The sequence below is a fragment of the Nannocystis punicea genome (assembly GCF_026965555.1).
Lineage (GTDB): Bacteria > Myxococcota_A > Polyangia > Nannocystales > Nannocystaceae > Nannocystis > Nannocystis punicea.
Genome location: NZ_CP114040.1, coordinates 5,155,399 through 5,170,635 on the forward strand (window position 1 = coordinate 5,155,399; position 15,237 = coordinate 5,170,635).

General features: G+C 74.5%; 11 protein-coding genes and 1 tRNA gene. 8 read left to right on the top strand and 4 right to left on the bottom strand.

Annotated elements, in window-relative coordinates:
- Positions 1-16: 16 nt before the first annotated feature.
- Positions 17-3,502: a TonB-dependent receptor gene (locus O0S08_RS19930; RefSeq protein ID WP_269040784.1), complete on the top strand. Its 3,486-nt coding sequence runs from the start codon at positions 17-19 to the stop codon at positions 3,500-3,502.
- 55 nt (positions 3,503-3,557) lie between these two features.
- Here the strand turns inward: O0S08_RS19930 and O0S08_RS19935 are convergent, their stop codons facing one another.
- From O0S08_RS19935 to O0S08_RS19950, 4 genes are all read right to left on the bottom strand, one after another.
- The gene (locus O0S08_RS19935; RefSeq protein WP_269040785.1) at positions 3,558-5,027 is read right to left on the bottom strand and encodes a hypothetical protein; all 1,470 of its coding nucleotides are present in this window, start codon (positions 5,025-5,027) and stop codon (positions 3,558-3,560) included.
- Positions 5,028-5,521: 494 nt separating this feature from the next.
- Positions 5,522-5,595, bottom strand: a tRNA-His gene (locus O0S08_RS19940).
- Between the two features lie 66 nt (positions 5,596-5,661).
- Positions 5,662-6,201: a DUF2058 family protein gene (locus O0S08_RS19945; RefSeq protein ID WP_269040786.1), complete on the bottom strand. Its 540-nt coding sequence runs from the start codon at positions 6,199-6,201 to the stop codon at positions 5,662-5,664.
- A 17-nt stretch (positions 6,202-6,218) separates the two neighbouring features.
- Complete coding sequence (locus tag O0S08_RS19950) at positions 6,219-6,560, bottom strand: PilZ domain-containing protein (protein ID WP_269040787.1); 342 nt, start codon at positions 6,558-6,560, stop codon at positions 6,219-6,221.
- 136 nt (positions 6,561-6,696) lie between these two features.
- Between O0S08_RS19950 and O0S08_RS19955 the strand changes: the two genes are divergently transcribed.
- The 7 genes from O0S08_RS19955 (at position 6,697) to O0S08_RS19985 (ending at position 15,063) form a co-directional block, all read left to right on the top strand.
- Positions 6,697-8,547, top strand: a complete 1,851-nt coding sequence (locus O0S08_RS19955) for a GNAT family N-acetyltransferase (protein ID WP_269040788.1) — start codon at positions 6,697-6,699, stop codon at positions 8,545-8,547.
- Positions 8,544-9,035 carry a hypothetical protein gene (locus O0S08_RS19960; protein ID WP_269040789.1) on the top strand — a complete coding sequence of 164 codons (492 nt, stop codon included), beginning with the start codon at positions 8,544-8,546 and terminating at the stop codon, positions 9,033-9,035. Before O0S08_RS19955 ends, O0S08_RS19960 begins: the two co-directional genes overlap by 4 nt.
- Positions 9,036-9,043: 8 nt before the next feature.
- A complete protein-coding gene (locus O0S08_RS19965) occupies positions 9,044-9,307 on the top strand; it encodes a hypothetical protein (protein ID WP_269040790.1) in 264 nt (87 codons plus the stop codon).
- A complete protein-coding gene (locus O0S08_RS19970) occupies positions 9,307-11,532 on the top strand; it encodes a hypothetical protein (protein ID WP_269040791.1) in 2,226 nt (741 codons plus the stop codon). The genes O0S08_RS19965 and O0S08_RS19970 overlap by 1 nt, the downstream gene beginning before the upstream one ends.
- Entirely contained in the window at positions 11,529-13,031 is a 1,503-nt protein-coding gene (locus tag O0S08_RS19975) for a hypothetical protein (RefSeq protein WP_269040792.1), read from the top strand. Before O0S08_RS19970 ends, O0S08_RS19975 begins: the two co-directional genes overlap by 4 nt.
- 161 nt (positions 13,032-13,192) lie before the next feature.
- Positions 13,193-14,917: a proton-conducting transporter transmembrane domain-containing protein gene (locus O0S08_RS19980; protein WP_269040793.1), complete on the top strand. Its 1,725-nt coding sequence runs from the start codon at positions 13,193-13,195 to the stop codon at positions 14,915-14,917.
- A gap of 20 nt (positions 14,918-14,937) precedes the next feature.
- On the top strand, positions 14,938-15,063 hold the full coding sequence (locus O0S08_RS19985) for a hypothetical protein (RefSeq protein WP_269040794.1): 126 nt from the start codon (positions 14,938-14,940) through the stop codon (positions 15,061-15,063).
- Positions 15,064-15,237: the final 174 nt, after the last annotated feature.

Below are 15,237 nucleotides of genomic sequence, written 5' to 3' on the forward strand. Positions count from 1 at the left end.
TACGATCGACCTGTCCATGCCGAACCGCGTCCGTCACCGCCCTCGCAGTGCCGTCCTGGCGACGGCCGTGCTCGTGGGCGCACCGGTGCTCGCGGCCGCGGTGCCGCAGACGGCCCGCGCGTTCGAGAACGCGGGCCTGAACGGCGCGGTGAAGGACAAGCAGACCGGCGAGCCGATCGCGGGCGTCCTCGTGATCGCGCAGTGCAACTGCCTGCAGGGCACGCGCGAGGCGCAGACCAACGCCGACGGCATCTACGCCTTCCGCGACCTGCCGCCCGGCATCTACACGGTGCAGGCGCTGTACCGCCAGAACGACCTCAGTCGGATCGTCGAGCTGGTGCCGGGGGCGAAGGTGCGGATCGACTTCCAGCTCGCGCCGGAGGGGCGGTGGGTCGAGACGATCGTCGTCGACGCGGCGCCGATCCGGACCGACGGCGCCAGCGTCACCAAGGTCGACGTCGAGCGCATGCGCAAGATCCCGGTCGGCGGCACCAACCGCGACTACACTGCGGTCGTCGACATCGCCCCGCTCGCCAGCAAGGACGCCGGCGGGATCCGGATCGGCAGCGCCACCAGCGGCGAGAACAAATACGTCGTCGACAGCCAGAACTCGACCAGCCCGGCATTCGGGACGGTGGGCGCCAGCATCGTCCAGGAGTTCGTCGACGAGGTCGAGGTGGTCGAGGGGGTGTTCGACGCGGAGAACGGCGGGGCCAGCGGCGGCCTGGTGCGCGCGCGCCGGATCGGCGGCACCAACAAGTGGCGCGGGCAGGTCTTGTTCCGCTTCACGCCGCGGATCGCCCCGCCGCGCTTCATCGACGCGACCGACGAGTCGCTGCGCGTCGCCGAGATCTACAACTACGAGATGCAGGGCGTGGTCACGCTGGCCGGCCCGATCGTCCGCGACAAGCTGTTCTTCGCCGTCGGCGTCGCGCCGGGCGGCAGCAACAACTCGCTGGTGCAGTCGTTCTACCGCCGCCGCGACAAGGACCTCTCGGGCGGCTACGAGACCTGCCCGTACGCCAACGGCGTCAACGACTGCGCGGCCAACGGCAACTACATCGACACCGTCAAGTTCGCCGAGCAGAAGTTCCCCACCGGTCGCTTCGACCTCGGCTGGACCGCGAGCCTCGACTGGCAGATCACCGCGCGCCACCGCCTGCGGCTGTCCGGCGGCGGCGGGCCGAACTTCCGCCGGCGCAGCTTCCGGCAGCCGCCGGGGTCGGAGCCGAACGCGTTTGGGACCAACCCCAACGCGACGCTCGGCGGCGCCTCGCGGGTCGCCTCGGGCGTGGTCAACGACAGCTTCGGCGTCGACTACGGCAACAGCACCGGCGTCGGCCTCGAGTACGAGGGGCGGGCGCTGAACGACAAGCTCGAGCTCGACGGCTACCTCTACTACACGCGGCTGCGCAGCCAGCAGGCGTGGAAGCTCGACCACGAGGTGATGCGCGAGATCCCGCTGACGCAGGAGCGCGACACCCAGGGCCGCAACCTGTACGACCTGCTCGACCGCGACGACGCCGTGCGGCTGGTCGGGGGCGTCGGCGACGCGTGCAACGACTCGAACCTGCCCGGCCTGACGTGTCCCACTCGAGTGTGGCTGTCCGGCGGCATCGGCTCGCACTCGAGCACGCAGCAGGACCGGATCGGCGGCGGCTTCGCGCTGACGCACTTCTTCTCGGGCAAGCGCGCCGGGGCGCACCAGCTCAAGTACGGGCTCGAGATCGACGGCTCGCAGATCCGCCAGCGCTCGGCCTACTCGGGCGGCAACGACCCCGACTTCTACGCCAACTGTCCCAGCGGACAGGTGGGCGGCGGCGAGTACTGCTACGACCCGGCGAGCGGCGACTACACCATCAACACCGCCAATCGGGTCAACAACAACCGCGCGATCGTGGTCCAGTCGGACAACCCCGATCAGCGGCAGACGCTCGGCTTCGGCCGCGTGCGCTACGAGGAGCAGGATCTGCGGGCGATCGCCACGCCGCTGGGCGCGGGCGTGCGGGTGCCGGCCTACGCGTCGTCGCTGTCGAGCCAGAACTACGCGTTCTTCGTCCAGGACAAGTGGTCGATCCTGTCGAACCTCTACCTGTCTGGCGGGGTGCGCTGGGAGATGCAGGAGCTGCGCGACGTGTTCGGCCGGCGCGGCCTGCTGATCGCCGACAACGTCGCCCCGCGCGCGAGCCTGGTCTACGACTGGACCGACGAGGGCAAGAGCCGGCTGTACGTCAGCTACGGGTGGTTCTACGCCCAGATCCCGGCGATCCTCGGCAACCGGATCTTCGGCGGCCTGGTCAACGTCAACCGGACCTACCGCAACTCCGACTGCGAGACGCCGGTGACGATCGGCGGCGAGACGCACGACCGGCTCGAGAGCGGCGCGCCGACCGAGTGGTGCACCGACGGCAACCAGAACACCAGCGGCCTGACCTTCGGCGCGGTCGTACCTGACCTCAAGGGCATGTACGTGCAGCGCTTCAACGCCGGCTACGAGCACGAGGTGGTCGAGGACCTGCTGGTCGGGGTGCGCTGGCAGCACGACGGGCTCGGGCGGGCGATCGAGGACGTGTCGCCCAACGGCGGGCTCAACTTCCTGCTGGCCAACCCGGGGGAGTCGGTGTCGCGGGCCGATATCGCCCGCCAGGAGGAGCGCTGCGCCCAGCTGCAGGCCCAGGCCGACGCCACCGACGCCGACGATCCCGCGCGGCAGAACGTGATCCGCGAGCTCAATCGCTGCGACTTCCTGGCCTCGTCGTTCCGCGAGGTCGGCAGCATGTACTCGCGCCCGATCCGCAACTACGACGCGTGGGTGTTACAGATCACCAAGCGGTTCGCCAAGAACTGGGTGTTCCAGGGCAGCTACATCTACAGCCGGCTGATCGGCAACTACGACGGCTTCGTCGACCGCAACACCGGGGCGATCAACATCGGCGCGAGCACGACGTACGACATCCCCGAGCTGGTGCGCAACAGCTACGGGCCGCTGTGGGACAACCGGCCGCATCAGCTCAAGCTCGACGGCTACTACACCTTCGACCTCCGCCGCGGCGGCCGGCTCACCCTCGGCGTCAACTTTCGCTTCCAATCGGGCTCGCCGATCAGCGTCTACGCCGACAACAACCGCTACGCCGGGCTGTCGCTGGTGTACGTGCTGCCGCGCGGGGCCGGCGGGCGGCTCGAGCCCAACTACTTCGCCAACCTGGGGATCTCGTACGCCTACCCGCTGCCGGGCGAGCTCGAGCTCGAGGTGGTGGCGCGCCTGGTCAACCTGACCAACTCGAAGGCGGTCCTGCGCGTCGACGAGACCTACTCGTTCTCGCAGAGCCGGGCGATCGCCGGCGGCGACTTCGACGACCTCAAGCACGCCAAGGTGCAGGCAGCCAACGCGCCGACCGCCTACTTCCAGCGCACGATCCTGCAGGCCCAGGGCAACTTCGGCGTGCAGACCCAGTTCCAGCAGCCGATCGGCGCCCAGTTCGAGGTCCGCCTCCGCTTCTGAGCGGCGTCGCGGGACGTGCTCGGACGGGCATGTCCGTTCGAACAGGTTTGAATCGCTAGGTCGCTTCGGACATGCCCCGAAGGACAGCCGCGAGCGCGGCGGCGTCGAGGGCGTCGAGGCGGTCGCCGAGCTCGACCTGGCAGCCGCCGGGCCACACGCGGGTGCGGTGGTCGGGGAACGGCGCGAGGGCCAGCAGGAACGACTCGGGCAGGCGCTCGAGCCGGCGGGCCTCGCCGCGGGCGCGGTGACCGGCGACCAGCGGGTGCGGCTCGTCGCCGGCGCCGCCGGGGACGAGCTCGACGTCGGGCGCGCCGCGGCCGAGCACGCCGGCCTGGAGGACGATGTGCCAGGCGCCGCGGTCCTGGCGGGCGCGCAGGTCGACGGCGACGCGCTCGACCTCGCCGCGCAGGGCGATCACCGCGCCGCGCTGCTGCTCGAGCACCGTGGGCGCGGGCAGGCCGAGGAGGCCCGCGGCCTCGCCGACGATCGCCTCGATCGGGCGCGGCGGCGCGACGACCCGCGGGGCCGGGGCCGGGGCGCCGGCGACGGTGTCGAAGGCCAGCAGCAGGCCGGCGCCGGTCATCAGCACCAGCTGCGGGGTCGACAGGCCGAGGCCGGCGCACAGGAGGATCGCCAGGCAGAGGCCGCGCACGTGGTCGCGGCGCGACAGCAGCGAGGTGGTCGTCAGCGCGAACACCACGAACAGCGCCATCATGCCGCCGACGATCCGCCAGCCCGGGAGGTAGCCGGGGTAGGGCAGCTCGAAGCCGAGGAGCGAGCGCGCGAGCTGGCCGACGGCGGCCTCGAGGTCGCCGAAGCGCTGGGTGTAGCCGCGGTGGAGGGTGAAGCAGGCGACCGCCGACAGCGCCAGCGCGGCGCCGTGGAGGCCACGCTCGGCCCGGGGCCGCATCAGCGCCACGCCGAGCAGGGCGGCCACGCCGGTGGTGACGAGCACCGGGGCGGCACCCTCTGTCCCGAGGGGCATGCCCGAAAGGACAGACTTGCCGCCGAGCGCGGTGCGGACCGTGAGCGGCACCAGCAGGACGAGCGCGCCCCAGCGCAGCGCGAGCGGCTGGAGGTGCGACCACAGGGCGGCCAGCGCGAGCGGGGCGGCGAGGAGCAGGCTGGCCGTTCCGACCTGTCCGAAGAGACCGACGGGCGAGTCGGGCGCGCGCGACAGGTGCTCGGCCAGCAGCAGCGCGGCGCCGGCGACCGCCGGGACCGCGGGGAGCAGGCGCAGGCGGCCGAGCCCCGGATCGACGGCCCAGCCGATCGTCACCGCGACGCAGGCCGCGGCGCACAGGACGGCGAGGAAGTGATGCAGCAGCAGCTCGCCGTGGTAGGCGAGGCCGAGCAGCGAGCCGCCGAAGCGGACCAGCAGGGCGGCGACGAGCAGGCCGGGCAAGGCGAGGGCGACGCACACGAGCAGCGGCCGGCGGCGCTGCCACACCACCACGCCGGCGCCGAGCGCCAGCGCGGCCGCGGCGAGCAGGTAGATCGTCGGGCCCTCGCGAGCGGCGCGCATGACGGCCGCGTCGCTCGACAGCGACAGCTCGAGCGTGGCGACGAGCTGAAGGATGCCGGCAAGGGCTGCGGCCGCAGCGAGGGAGTGAGTCTTTGGCGTGCGGCCTGTCACGCGACTCTGTGCGGCGTCATGAGGTCGAGACACGCGGCGAATTGCCGTGCGTGGAACCCGTGCAGGGTAGCACGCCGGAGGCCTCGCACGGACTGCGGCGACAGCCGGCGCGGGCGAGCGAGCACGCACGGACGAGCGGCGGGCGCACCGACCTCCGCAGGAGCGCCGGCGGCACGTCGGGGACGCACGGACTGCGCCGCGTGCCCGCGCCCGCGGGTGCCGCCCGTGGGCGGCGAGCCCAGGGAGTGCCGCGCGCACGGCTGGCGATCGCAAGCCACGTCGAGGCCCCTGGCCGGCGCGCTCGCGGCGAGCCCAGAAAGCTCGGGCGCCCCACGAGCCGGGAGGCTGTGGGGCGCTGAACTTGCTCGACTTGCTCTTCGTAGGGCGATTAATGGGATTCGAACCCATGACCTCTCGGACCACAACCGAGCGCTCTAACCAGCTGAGCTATAATCGCCGTGTTGCTTGTGCGGTTCCCCGGGCGACCGGGGAGGCGGTGTGTAACACAGGCCGCTGGGGTTGGCTAGCCCGATTGCGTCGGTTTTGCGGGGCGGTCCTCGCGAGGGGGTGGGGGCGGCGCGAGCTGCCCGGCGGCGGGGTGGTCCTTGCAGACGCGGAGCCACAGCGGCACCACCTCGGCCAGGTCCTCGGCGACGGCGCGCGGGACGACGCAGTGGGCCAGGCCGTGATGGCTCATGTACGCGACGATCGCGGCCCGACCCGCGGCGATCTCGTCGTGCAGCTCGGGCTCGAGGGTGAGGCGGCCGAGCGAGCCCTTGTCGGTCGGGAAGTGGAACGCCGAGGCGCGCTCGCTCGGCAGGCCGCCGACCGGGTCGAGTCGCGTGCGATCGACGACGCGGCGGACGGTGTCGTAGATCTCGCTCTTGGCGGCCTTCTTGAGGGCGGCGACGTCGAGGCCCGAGCGCGGCTTGGCCGGGGCGGCGGGCGCGGGCTTGGCGGCGGGCTTGGCGGCCGCCTTGCCCGCCTTCTTGCGCTCGGCGGCGGCGACTTGCTCCTGGGTGACGAGGCCCGCGGCGGCGAGCTTGGCCTTGAGGTCGAGCATGGGCGGCGATCTATAGCTCAGGCGGCGCTGCTGAGCATCGCCTGCAACAAAGTGGTTTCGAGCTCGGTGAGGCCGACGAAGCGCAGGCCGAGGCCGGGGAAGCGACCCTCGCGGGTGCCGCCGACGCGCACGACCTCGGCGTCGAGCACGAGCGGGTTCTTGGCGTCGCCGCGATCCATCGTCAGGCGCACCGCGGTGCCGACGGCGACCGGACGCGGCGTGGTGACGAAGGCGCCGCCGGCCGAGAGATCCAGGGTTTGTCCGCGCACCGGGCCTTCGGGCGTGCTCACCAGCGAGTCGATGCGGACACGCACGCGCGGGAAGGCACGGCGCTCGCGACGAACGGTCAGATCTCCCATGGCCTTCACCCCACCTGTTTTTCTTGTGCATCAATTCGCGGGGCGCGCCAGAGCGAGAGCAGCCGCGCGTGTGTCCGGTCGCACCCATCGGCCGGCTTGACCGTCCGCGCGGGAGCGGTCCATCCTTGCCGCCGCTTTGAAGGTCCACCTCATCGGCATCGGCGGCACCGGTATGGGCGCGTTCGCAGGGCTTTTGCAGGAAGCCGGGCACGACGTCCGCGGGTCCGACACCCAGTTGTTCCCGCCGATGTCGACCCAGCTCGAGGCGGCCAAAATCCCTGTCTTCGAGGGGTTCAGGCCCGAGAACCTCGACTGGGAGCCGGACTTCGTGGTCGTCGGCAACGTGTGCGGCCGCGAACACGTCGAGGTGGTCGGCGCTCAGGAGCGCGGGCTCGCGCTCGAGAGCTTCCCGTCGCTGCTCGAGAAGGTCGTGCTGCCCGAGCGTCGCGCGCTGGTGGTCGCCGGCACGCACGGCAAGACGACCACGTCGTCGCTGCTGACGTGGATGCTGCAGGTCGCGGGGCAGCAGCCGAGCGCGCTGGTCGGCGGGGTGCCGATCAACCTCGGCCGCGGCTACCTGTTCGGCCGCGGGCCGGCGATCGTGCTCGAGGGCGACGAGTACGACACCGCCTTCTTCGACAAGGGCTCGAAGTTCTTCCACTACCGCCCGTTCCGCGCGATCGTCACGAGCGTCGAGTTCGACCACGCCGACATCTTCGCCGACCTCGACGCGGTCAAGGCGGCGTTCGTCCGCTTCGTCGAGCTCATCCCGCCGGAGGGCGACCTGGTGGTCTGCGCCGACGATGCCGGGGCGATGGAAGTGGCCCGCGCGGCCCGCTGCAAGATCACCACGTACCGCGTCCTCGGCGAGAGCGACGACCCGCGCTCCGCCGACTACACCTGCCGCGTCGAGGCCAAGCGCGGCCGCGGCTTGATGGTGTTCGAGGTGTTCGAGCGCGGCACCAGCCTCGGCGAATTCCAGACCACCCTGGTCGGCACCTACAACCTCGGCAACGTGCTCGCGGCGCTGGCGGTGGCCCGCCAGGAGGGCGCGTCGGTCGAGGCGCTGTACGACGCGGTGCGCCGGTTCCTCGGGGTCAAGCGCCGCCAGGAGCTGCTCGGCATCGCCAGCGGGATCCGCGTCGTCACCGACTTCGCCCACCACCCGACGGCGGTGCGCCTCACCACCACCGCGATCCGCCGCCGCTTCCCCAACGGCCGCCTGTTCGTGTGCTTCGAGCCGCGCTCGGCGACGTCGCGCCGGGCGGTGTTCACCGACGGCTACGCCGAGAGCTTCGCCGCCGGCTCGCGCGTGCACGTGGGCCCGCTGTTCCGCCCGGAGAAGATCCCGCCGGACCAGCGCCTCGACCCGCAAGCGCTGGCGAAGGCAATCAACGCCCACGGCATCGAGGCGACGGCCCACGCCGACATCGACGAGCTGGCGCAGGCGGTGCTGTCCGAGGCGGCGCCCGGTGACACGATCCTGCTGCTCACGTCGGGCTCGTTCGGCGGGCTCGGCGACAAGATCCTCAAGGCGCTCGGCGACGCGGTGATGTTCGCGACCCCGGAGGACCTGGCGGCAGTGCACGCCCTGTGCGCCTCGTACGGGCTGGCGCCGACGATCCCCGGCGACACCACCGAGACGCTCATCATCCGCGAGCCGGAGGGCGCGGTGGTCGGCTGCGTGTCGCTGCGCATGGTCGGCGCGCAGGCGCTGCTGTTCAATCTGGCGATCGACCGCGAGCGCCGCGGCGAGGGCCTGGGGTGGATGCTGGCCGACGGGATCCTCCGCCGCGCACGCATGCTCGGGGTCCAGCAGGTCTACCTCGTCACCACCGACGCGACCGACTTCTTCGCCGGCAAGCTCGGCGCGACGCCGGCCTCGGTCGAGGAGATCGACCCGCAGATCCGCCGCGACCCGAACTTCGTGCTCGGCGACCGCGCGGTGTGCATGAAGATCGATCCCAGCTACAAGCGGGGGTCATGACGATCGCCCTGTTCGCGGTCTTCGCCGCGGTCGCGCTCGCGGCCGGCGTGGCCGCGGTGTGGCGGGCGCCGACGTGGGCGCCGGTGGGCCTGGCGCTGGGGCTCGCCGGCGTGATGCTGCTGTACGAGGCCACCGGCCTGGCGCTGCTCACGGTCGCGGCGGTGGGCGCGGCCGCGCTGGTGATGAGCGTGGCGCGCGGCCAGGCGCGCGGGGGCGCTCCCGCGGACGGTGCGACCAGGCCGGCGGCGCTCGGGGCGAGGCGGATCGCGGCGGCGGCGGGGGTGATCGGCGGGCTGTCGTTCGTGCTGGTCGGCACGTGGGCGCGCCAGTTCCTGTGGACGGGCCGCGAGCTGGCCCCCGGCTCCGGCTGGGGCGAGCTGCCGGGGCTCGCCGGCGCCCTCGCGGGCGCTCCGGGGCTGCTCGGCGTGGGGCTCGTGATCGTTGTGGCGGCGGCCGCGTGCGCCGGGCCGCCGCGGCATCGGATATAAGACCGCGCGTGCCCATCACCCACGTCTACTACCTGGCCAGCGGGTTGTGGCTGCTCGGGCTCGCGGGCGTGCTGCTGCGCCGCGAGGGCTGGGCCCGGACGCTGGCGCTGGTGGTGATGCTGGTCGGCGCGGCGACTGTGCTGGTCGGGGCCGCGCGCACGTGGGGGCTCGCCGACATCCACGGCCTGGCGGCGCTGCTGCTCGCGCTCGCCGGCGCCTACGCGGTGGTGCTGGCGACCCTGCAGCCCGAGCCGGACCAGGAAGGCCCGTGATGGGCGCGCTGGCGGCCACCCTGGTCCCGGCGGCGGTCGGGCTCGCGCTCCTCGGCCTGGTCGGGCCGCTGGAGCGCCGCTGGGGCAGGGCGGCGGCCGGCGCGGCGGCGGCTCGCGCGGCGCTGGTGGCGGCGGTGCTGGCGGCGCTGGTGCTGTGGCAGGCGATCCAGCGCGACCAGCTCGAGCACCGCTTCGAGTGGATCCGCGTCGGCCGCACGACCACGATCGACTGGATCGTCCAGCTCGACGGCCTCGGCCTGGCGCTGGGGGTCGTCGCCCTGGCGGCGCTCGTGCTCGGGGTCGTGGCTGACCTGGCCTTCGGGACAGCCGCCGGCGGCCGCCCGGGCGCGCGCATGCCCCTCGTCGCCGGCGGCGCGCTGGTGCTGGCGAGCGGCGGGACGCTGGCGCAGCTGGCGATCGGGGTCGGGCTGATCGTGCTGGCCCTCAGGGCATGGCCGAGCGACCATGTGTCTTCGGACATGCCCGATCGGACATGGCTCCTGGGGCTGATCGGCACGGGGCTGGCGCTGGCGGGGCTGGCCTGGCTGGCCGCCGCCGGGGACCTCGACCTGATGCGCCTCGAGCGGGCGGCGTTCGGGCAGGAGCGCTCGGAGCTGGTGCGCGGGCGGATCGGCGGGCCGCTGTTCGGGCTGCCGCCGGGGGCGGTGGCGACGGTCGCTGCCGGGGCGGCGGCGCTGGCGTGGGCGCTGGCCTGGCCGCGGCTGCTGGCGCGCGCGTGGGCCGAGGGGCCGGGGCCGGCGCTGGTGGCCACGTGCGTGGCGGGGCCTGCCCTCGGAGTGGTGCTGCTGCGGACGCACGTGGCGCTGGCGATGGCCCCGACGGCGCTGGCGATGCTCGCGGCCGCGGCCGCCGGTGCCGCGGCGTGGGCCGGATCGCAGGCGGCTCGGGCCCGCACGAGCGCGCGGGCGCTGACGGCGGGGACGACTGCGACTCTGGCGATCGCGGCGGCGACGATCGCGATCGGCGAGCCGGTGGCGGCGACCCAGCTGCTGATCGCGGGCGGGCTGGCATGGGCGGCCCCGATCGCCGGGCTGTCGGCGCCGCGGCGGCTTCGCGCCGGGATCTTCGCGGTCGCGGCGATCGGGTGGGTGGCGGCGCTCGGAGCGGCCGTGGCGGCGCTGTGGAACGACCTCAGCGCGTGGTCGTCCGGGATCAACGTGCTGGCGACGGCGCTCGCGCTGGTCGCGGTCGGCGGAGTTGCCGGTGGCATTCGGCGTGTCCTCGCGGACAGGACCGATGCGCCAGGTTGGCCGCGACCGGAGGCGCCGCCGCTGCTGCTCGGGGTCGGCGGGGTCCTGGCGCTGGGCGCGGTGGCGGCGGGCTTGTGGCCGCTCGGGCCGCAGATCTGGCCGCTGTTCGTGGCCGGGCGGATGTTCGAGGGGGACTACGCGTTGGGCCCGCGACCGGGGGCGCTGCTGCTCGGGCCGGCCGTCGGCGCGGGGCTGGTGGCGGTGGCGGCCATCGTCGGGCTGGTGCTGGCGCCGCGGATCCAGCCGGCGCCGGCCCGCAGCCGGTCGCGCGCGGCAGGGGCCGCCGGTCCGACGATCCCGCGGCTGCTGCGGCTCGGCGAGCGGCTGGTCGGGCGCCTGACCTTGTGGCCAGGTGACGAGCGGGTGACCGTCGCGCCCGGCCGCTTCGACGTCCGCGGGCCGCTGCTGCTGGCGACCGCCGGCGCGGTGGCGATCCTCGGCTCGGTGTTCTGCAACCCGGACGTGGTGGTGCTCGGCCCGACCCGCGTGCACCCGGTCGACCTCGGCGGCCTCGACGCAGCGATGGTCGGTGCCCGCCGCGCCGCGACCGAGGCGCCCAAAGAGAGCGTCCGCGCGCCCCAGGCCTCGCTGGAGGGGCAGGGCGAGGACATCGGCAGGGCGCCGCTCGGCGGGCCGGGCGCAGCTCAAGCTGGCGGAACGGACATGCCCGAAGGGGCAGGAGCTCCGGGGGCCGCGGGGCAGCCGGAGGCTGGCGGAACGGACATGCCCGAAGGGGCAGGAGCTCCGGAGGCCGCGGGGCAGCCCGCAACTGGGGCTGGCGGGATGGACATGCTCGAAGGGGCAGGAGCTCCGGAGGCCGCGGGGCAGCCCGCAACTGGGGCTGGCGGGATGGACATGCTCGAAGGGGCAGGTTCTCAGAGACCTGGCGGAACGGACATGCTCCCAGGGGCAGCTTCGAGTGCAGGGTCCGAGCCCGCGGGAGGGCGGCCGTGAGCGCGCTGGCCGATCTGCGGATCGTCGCGGCCTTGCCGTGGCTGGGGGCGCTGGCGGTGCTGCTCCTACCGCCGCGGGCGGCGCGGGCCTGCGCGCTGGCGGCGGCGGCTGTCGGGGTGATGGCGGCGCTGGCCTGCTCGGAGGGTGCGCCGGCGATCGAGCTGCCGTGGCTCGGTCGCGGGGTGGCGGTCCGCCTTGCGATCGGCCCGCTGTCGGCGCTCGGGCTGGTGGTGACGGCGCTCGCGGGGCTCCTGGCGGTGCTGGAGGAGGAGACGCGTCGCCGGGGCCGGCTGGCCGGGCTGCTGGCGCTGCAAGGGACCGTGCTGGTCGGGCTCCTGGCCGACGACGCGCTGCTGCTGGCGGGCGCGTGGGCGCTGGCGCCGGCGCTGGTGCTGGGGCTGCTGGGGGCGCGGGCGAGCGAGGCCGAGGGGCGGATCGCCGGGCGGGCGCTGGCGCTGTTCCTGTCCCTCGGGGCAGGTGCGGTGCTGCTGGTCGGCGCCGGCCTGGCGGTGGCGCACCACGGGGCGAGCGGAGGATTGTGGAGCGCGGCGCTGGGTGAGCTGGCGATCGTACGCGTGCCTGCGGGCCCGGCGGCGGCGCTGGCGGCAGCGTCGGCGCTGGCGGCGGCGCTGGCGGTCGGCCTGTGGCCGCTGCACGCGGGGCTGGTCGAAGGGACAGCCGTGGGCTCGCGCGGGACGGCCCGGCTGCTGGCCGGGCCGGTCCGCTGGCTGGGCCTCGACGCGCTGCTCCGGCTGTGGGCGCCGCTGGTGCCGCTGGGCGCGGCCGCGACGGCGCCCTGGCTGGCCGGGCTGGCGACTCTGGGCGCCGTCTATGCCGGGCTGTCGGCGCGCGTGGAGGCCGAGCCGGACCGCCGCGCGGCCCGGATCGCGCTGGTCGGCTGGAGCCTCGCGGTGGTCGGGGTGGCGACCTTGACGCACGAGGGGCTGTGCGGGGCGCTGCTCCTCGCCGTGCTCGCCGGGCTCGCGCAGCCGGGGCTCGCGCGGGCGGCCGCGATCGTGCGCGTGGTGCTGGGGCTGGCGAGTGCGCTGGCGGGCGCGCTGGTGGTGAGCGCGGCCCTGCACCCGGCCGATCTGACGCTCGGGGCGCTCGGGCCCTGGTGCGCCTGCGGGGCGGCGCTGGCGCTCGGCCTGGCCGGCTCGGCGATGGCCCATGGGACAGGGTCGAAGGAGCATGTCGTCGGGGACATGGGCAAAGCACCAGGTCTGAACGGACATGTCCCGACGCGCTGGTCGGCGGCGGCGCTGGCGGCGGTGGTGGCGGTGGCGATCGCGCGGCCGAACCTGGTGCTCGGGCGCCTGGCCGACGCGGGCGAGGCGTGGGTCCGTGCGAGCGCGCTGCAGCGCTGCCTGGCGCTGGTCGATCCGCGGATCGTGCCGGTGCTGCTGCCCGCGGTGGTGCCGACCCGCTGCGACTCGCCGCTCGCGGGCCTGCGCGCCGGTTTGGTCATCGCCGAGGAAGGGCGGGTGAGCGGTGAGTGAGGCGCAGGAGCTCGCGCGCTCGTGGTCGAGGAAAGGCCGGTGCGCGATGAGTGCGGCGGGGTCGACGGAACCGCGGCGACTCGTCGCGACCGAGCCTGGGCTCTTCGCGGCCGCGTGTGTACGGCAGGGCCGCGGCCGCGGCGCGTGCGGGAGGGCGAGCGATGGGTGAGGCGCTGGTGCCGTTCGCTTCGGCGCTGATCGTCGGGCTGTGGGGCGTGCTCAGCCTGCTGGCGACGCGCGCGGGGCAGCCGGCGGCGCTCGGCCCGCTCTCGCTCGGACGGGTGGTGCCGGCGGGCGGGCTGGCGTTCGCGCTGGCGACGGCGCTGGCGGGGCTCGCGGCGCCCGAACTGGTCGGCGAGCTGCAGGCGCGAGGGGCCCTGGTCGGCGATCGGCTGGCGGCGCTGTTCGACGCGCTGCTGGTGACGGTGCTGCTCGCGGCGGTGATCGCCGATCCGCGGCCGGGCGCCGATCCGCGCGCGGCGTGGGGGCGCGGGATGCTGCTGCTCGCGGGCGCGGGGGCGATGCTGACGGTGCGGGCGGCCGACTGGGCGAGCCTGTGCGTCGGCCTCGAGCTGGCGACCCTGGCGAGCGGGCTGTGTCTGGCGGCCGGCCGCGAGGGGGAGCCGCGCGAGGGCGCCGAGGCGGCGGGGCGCGAGTCGGCGCGGACCTGGCTCTTGGGACAGGGCGTTGGCGCGGCGCTGCTGTGGCTCGGGGTCGGGCTGGTCGTCGCCGCGACTGGCACCGTCCGATTGCACGAGCTCGGGGCGCGCATCGGCGCGGTGTTCCTGCGCTGGGGCGCCAACACGACCCAGGCTGCGGTCGACGTGCTGCAGGCGAAGGAGGCGATGCCGGCCGGGCTCATCGCGCACGCGCGCGACGCGGCGGTCGAGGGCATGGCGCCGGCGGCGTTGTATATCCCGGGGGCGCTGCTGGTGCTGGCGGGGCTGCTCGTCCGCGCGGGGGTGTTCCCGCTGCTCGCCGGACGCACGCGGGTGGCCGGGCGCGCGGGGCTGTGCGGCTGGGTCGCGACCGAGCTGGTCGTGAGGACAGCCGCGGTGGTGGCGCTGATCCGCGTGTTCGTGGCGGCGCTGCACACCCCGCGGGTGGTCTACGCGCCGTACGGCTGGGGTACCGCGGCGGCGGTGGTCGGCGGCGTCTCGGTGGTGGTGTGCGGGATCCGTGCGGTGCGGGCCGCCGATCTGCGGCGCCTGCTGGCGTGGGCCGGCGCGGCGCAGGTCGGGCTGACGCTGCTCGCGATCGCGGCGGCCGCCAACTTCGTCGCGCACGCCGGGCTGCGCGCCGGTGGGCTCGAGGTCGCCGATCATTACTTGTGGGGCCACACTGCGGCGGAAGCGGCGGTGGCGGCGGCCGTGTTCGGGTACGTGGTGTTCGTGGCGGCGGCGACGGCGGCGATGGCCGCGGCCGCCTCGGTGCACGCCAACCGCGGGCTGGTCGACCTGGCCGGGGCGGTCCGCCGCAGCCCGGTGCTCGCGGCCTCCCTGGCGATCTGCGCGCTCACCCTGGCCGGGGCGCCGCCCACGGCCGGGCTGCCGGCGCGCTGGTGGCTGTTCACGGCTGTCCTCGAGGACAGCAACGTCCTGGTCCGGGCGATGGCCGCGGTGGCCGCGCTCGGCGTCGCGCTGGTGAGCTGGGCCTGCCTGCGCCCGCTGCTGGCCGCGCTGACGCCGTCCGCCGGCGCGGCCCACTCGCCGGGGCGGCCGCGGCGCGGGGCGCTGGTGACAGCGGCTATCCTCTCGGGCATGCTCGTCGGGGCAGGTCTCTGGGCACAGGGCGCCTGGAACATGGCCGAAGAGGCAGCTGCAGGGATCGCCTTCCAGGCCGGCAGCAAGGGCCGCCGCGAGTGGCTGAGCCGCGCGGCGCAGTGACCGCTGCTGTCCTCGAGGGCATGCTCTTCGGGGAATGTCTCTGGGAACAGGGCGCCTTGAACATGGCCGAAGAGGCAGCAGCATGGATCGCCTTCCAGGCCGGCAGCAAGGGCCGCCGCGAGTGGCTGAGCCGCGCGGCGCAGTGACCGCTGCTGTCCTCGAGGGCATGCTCGTCGGGGAATATCTCTGGAACAGGGCGCCTTGAACATGGCCGAAGAGGCAGCAGCAGGGATCGCCTTCCAGCTGAGCCGCGCGGCGCAGTGACCGCTGCTGTCCTCGAGGGCATGCTCTGCGGGGAATGTCTCCGGGAACAGGGCGCC

What these genes read in the sequence shown, in the direction of transcription:
- O0S08_RS19930 (WP_269040784.1), top strand. Translation starts at nt 17, where the DNA reads ATGCCGAACCGCGTCCGTCACCGCCCTCGCAGTGCCGTCCTGGCGACG.
- O0S08_RS19935 (WP_269040785.1), bottom strand. Translation starts at nt 5,027, where the DNA reads ATGCGCGCCGCTCGCGAGGGCCCGACGATCTACCTGCTCGCCGCGGCC.
- O0S08_RS19960 (WP_269040789.1), top strand. Translation starts at nt 8,544, where the DNA reads ATGACGATCGCCCTGTTCGCGGTCTTCGCCGCGGTCGCGCTCGCGGCC.
- O0S08_RS19945 (WP_269040786.1), bottom strand. Translation starts at nt 6,201, where the DNA reads ATGCTCGACCTCAAGGCCAAGCTCGCCGCCGCGGGCCTCGTCACCCAG.
- O0S08_RS19950 (WP_269040787.1), bottom strand. Translation starts at nt 6,560, where the DNA reads ATGGGAGATCTGACCGTTCGTCGCGAGCGCCGTGCCTTCCCGCGCGTG.
- O0S08_RS19980 (WP_269040793.1), top strand. Translation starts at nt 13,193, where the DNA reads ATGGGTGAGGCGCTGGTGCCGTTCGCTTCGGCGCTGATCGTCGGGCTG.
- O0S08_RS19970 (WP_269040791.1), top strand. Translation starts at nt 9,307, where the DNA reads ATGGGCGCGCTGGCGGCCACCCTGGTCCCGGCGGCGGTCGGGCTCGCG.
- O0S08_RS19985 (WP_269040794.1), top strand. Translation starts at nt 14,938, where the DNA reads ATGCTCTTCGGGGAATGTCTCTGGGAACAGGGCGCCTTGAACATGGCC.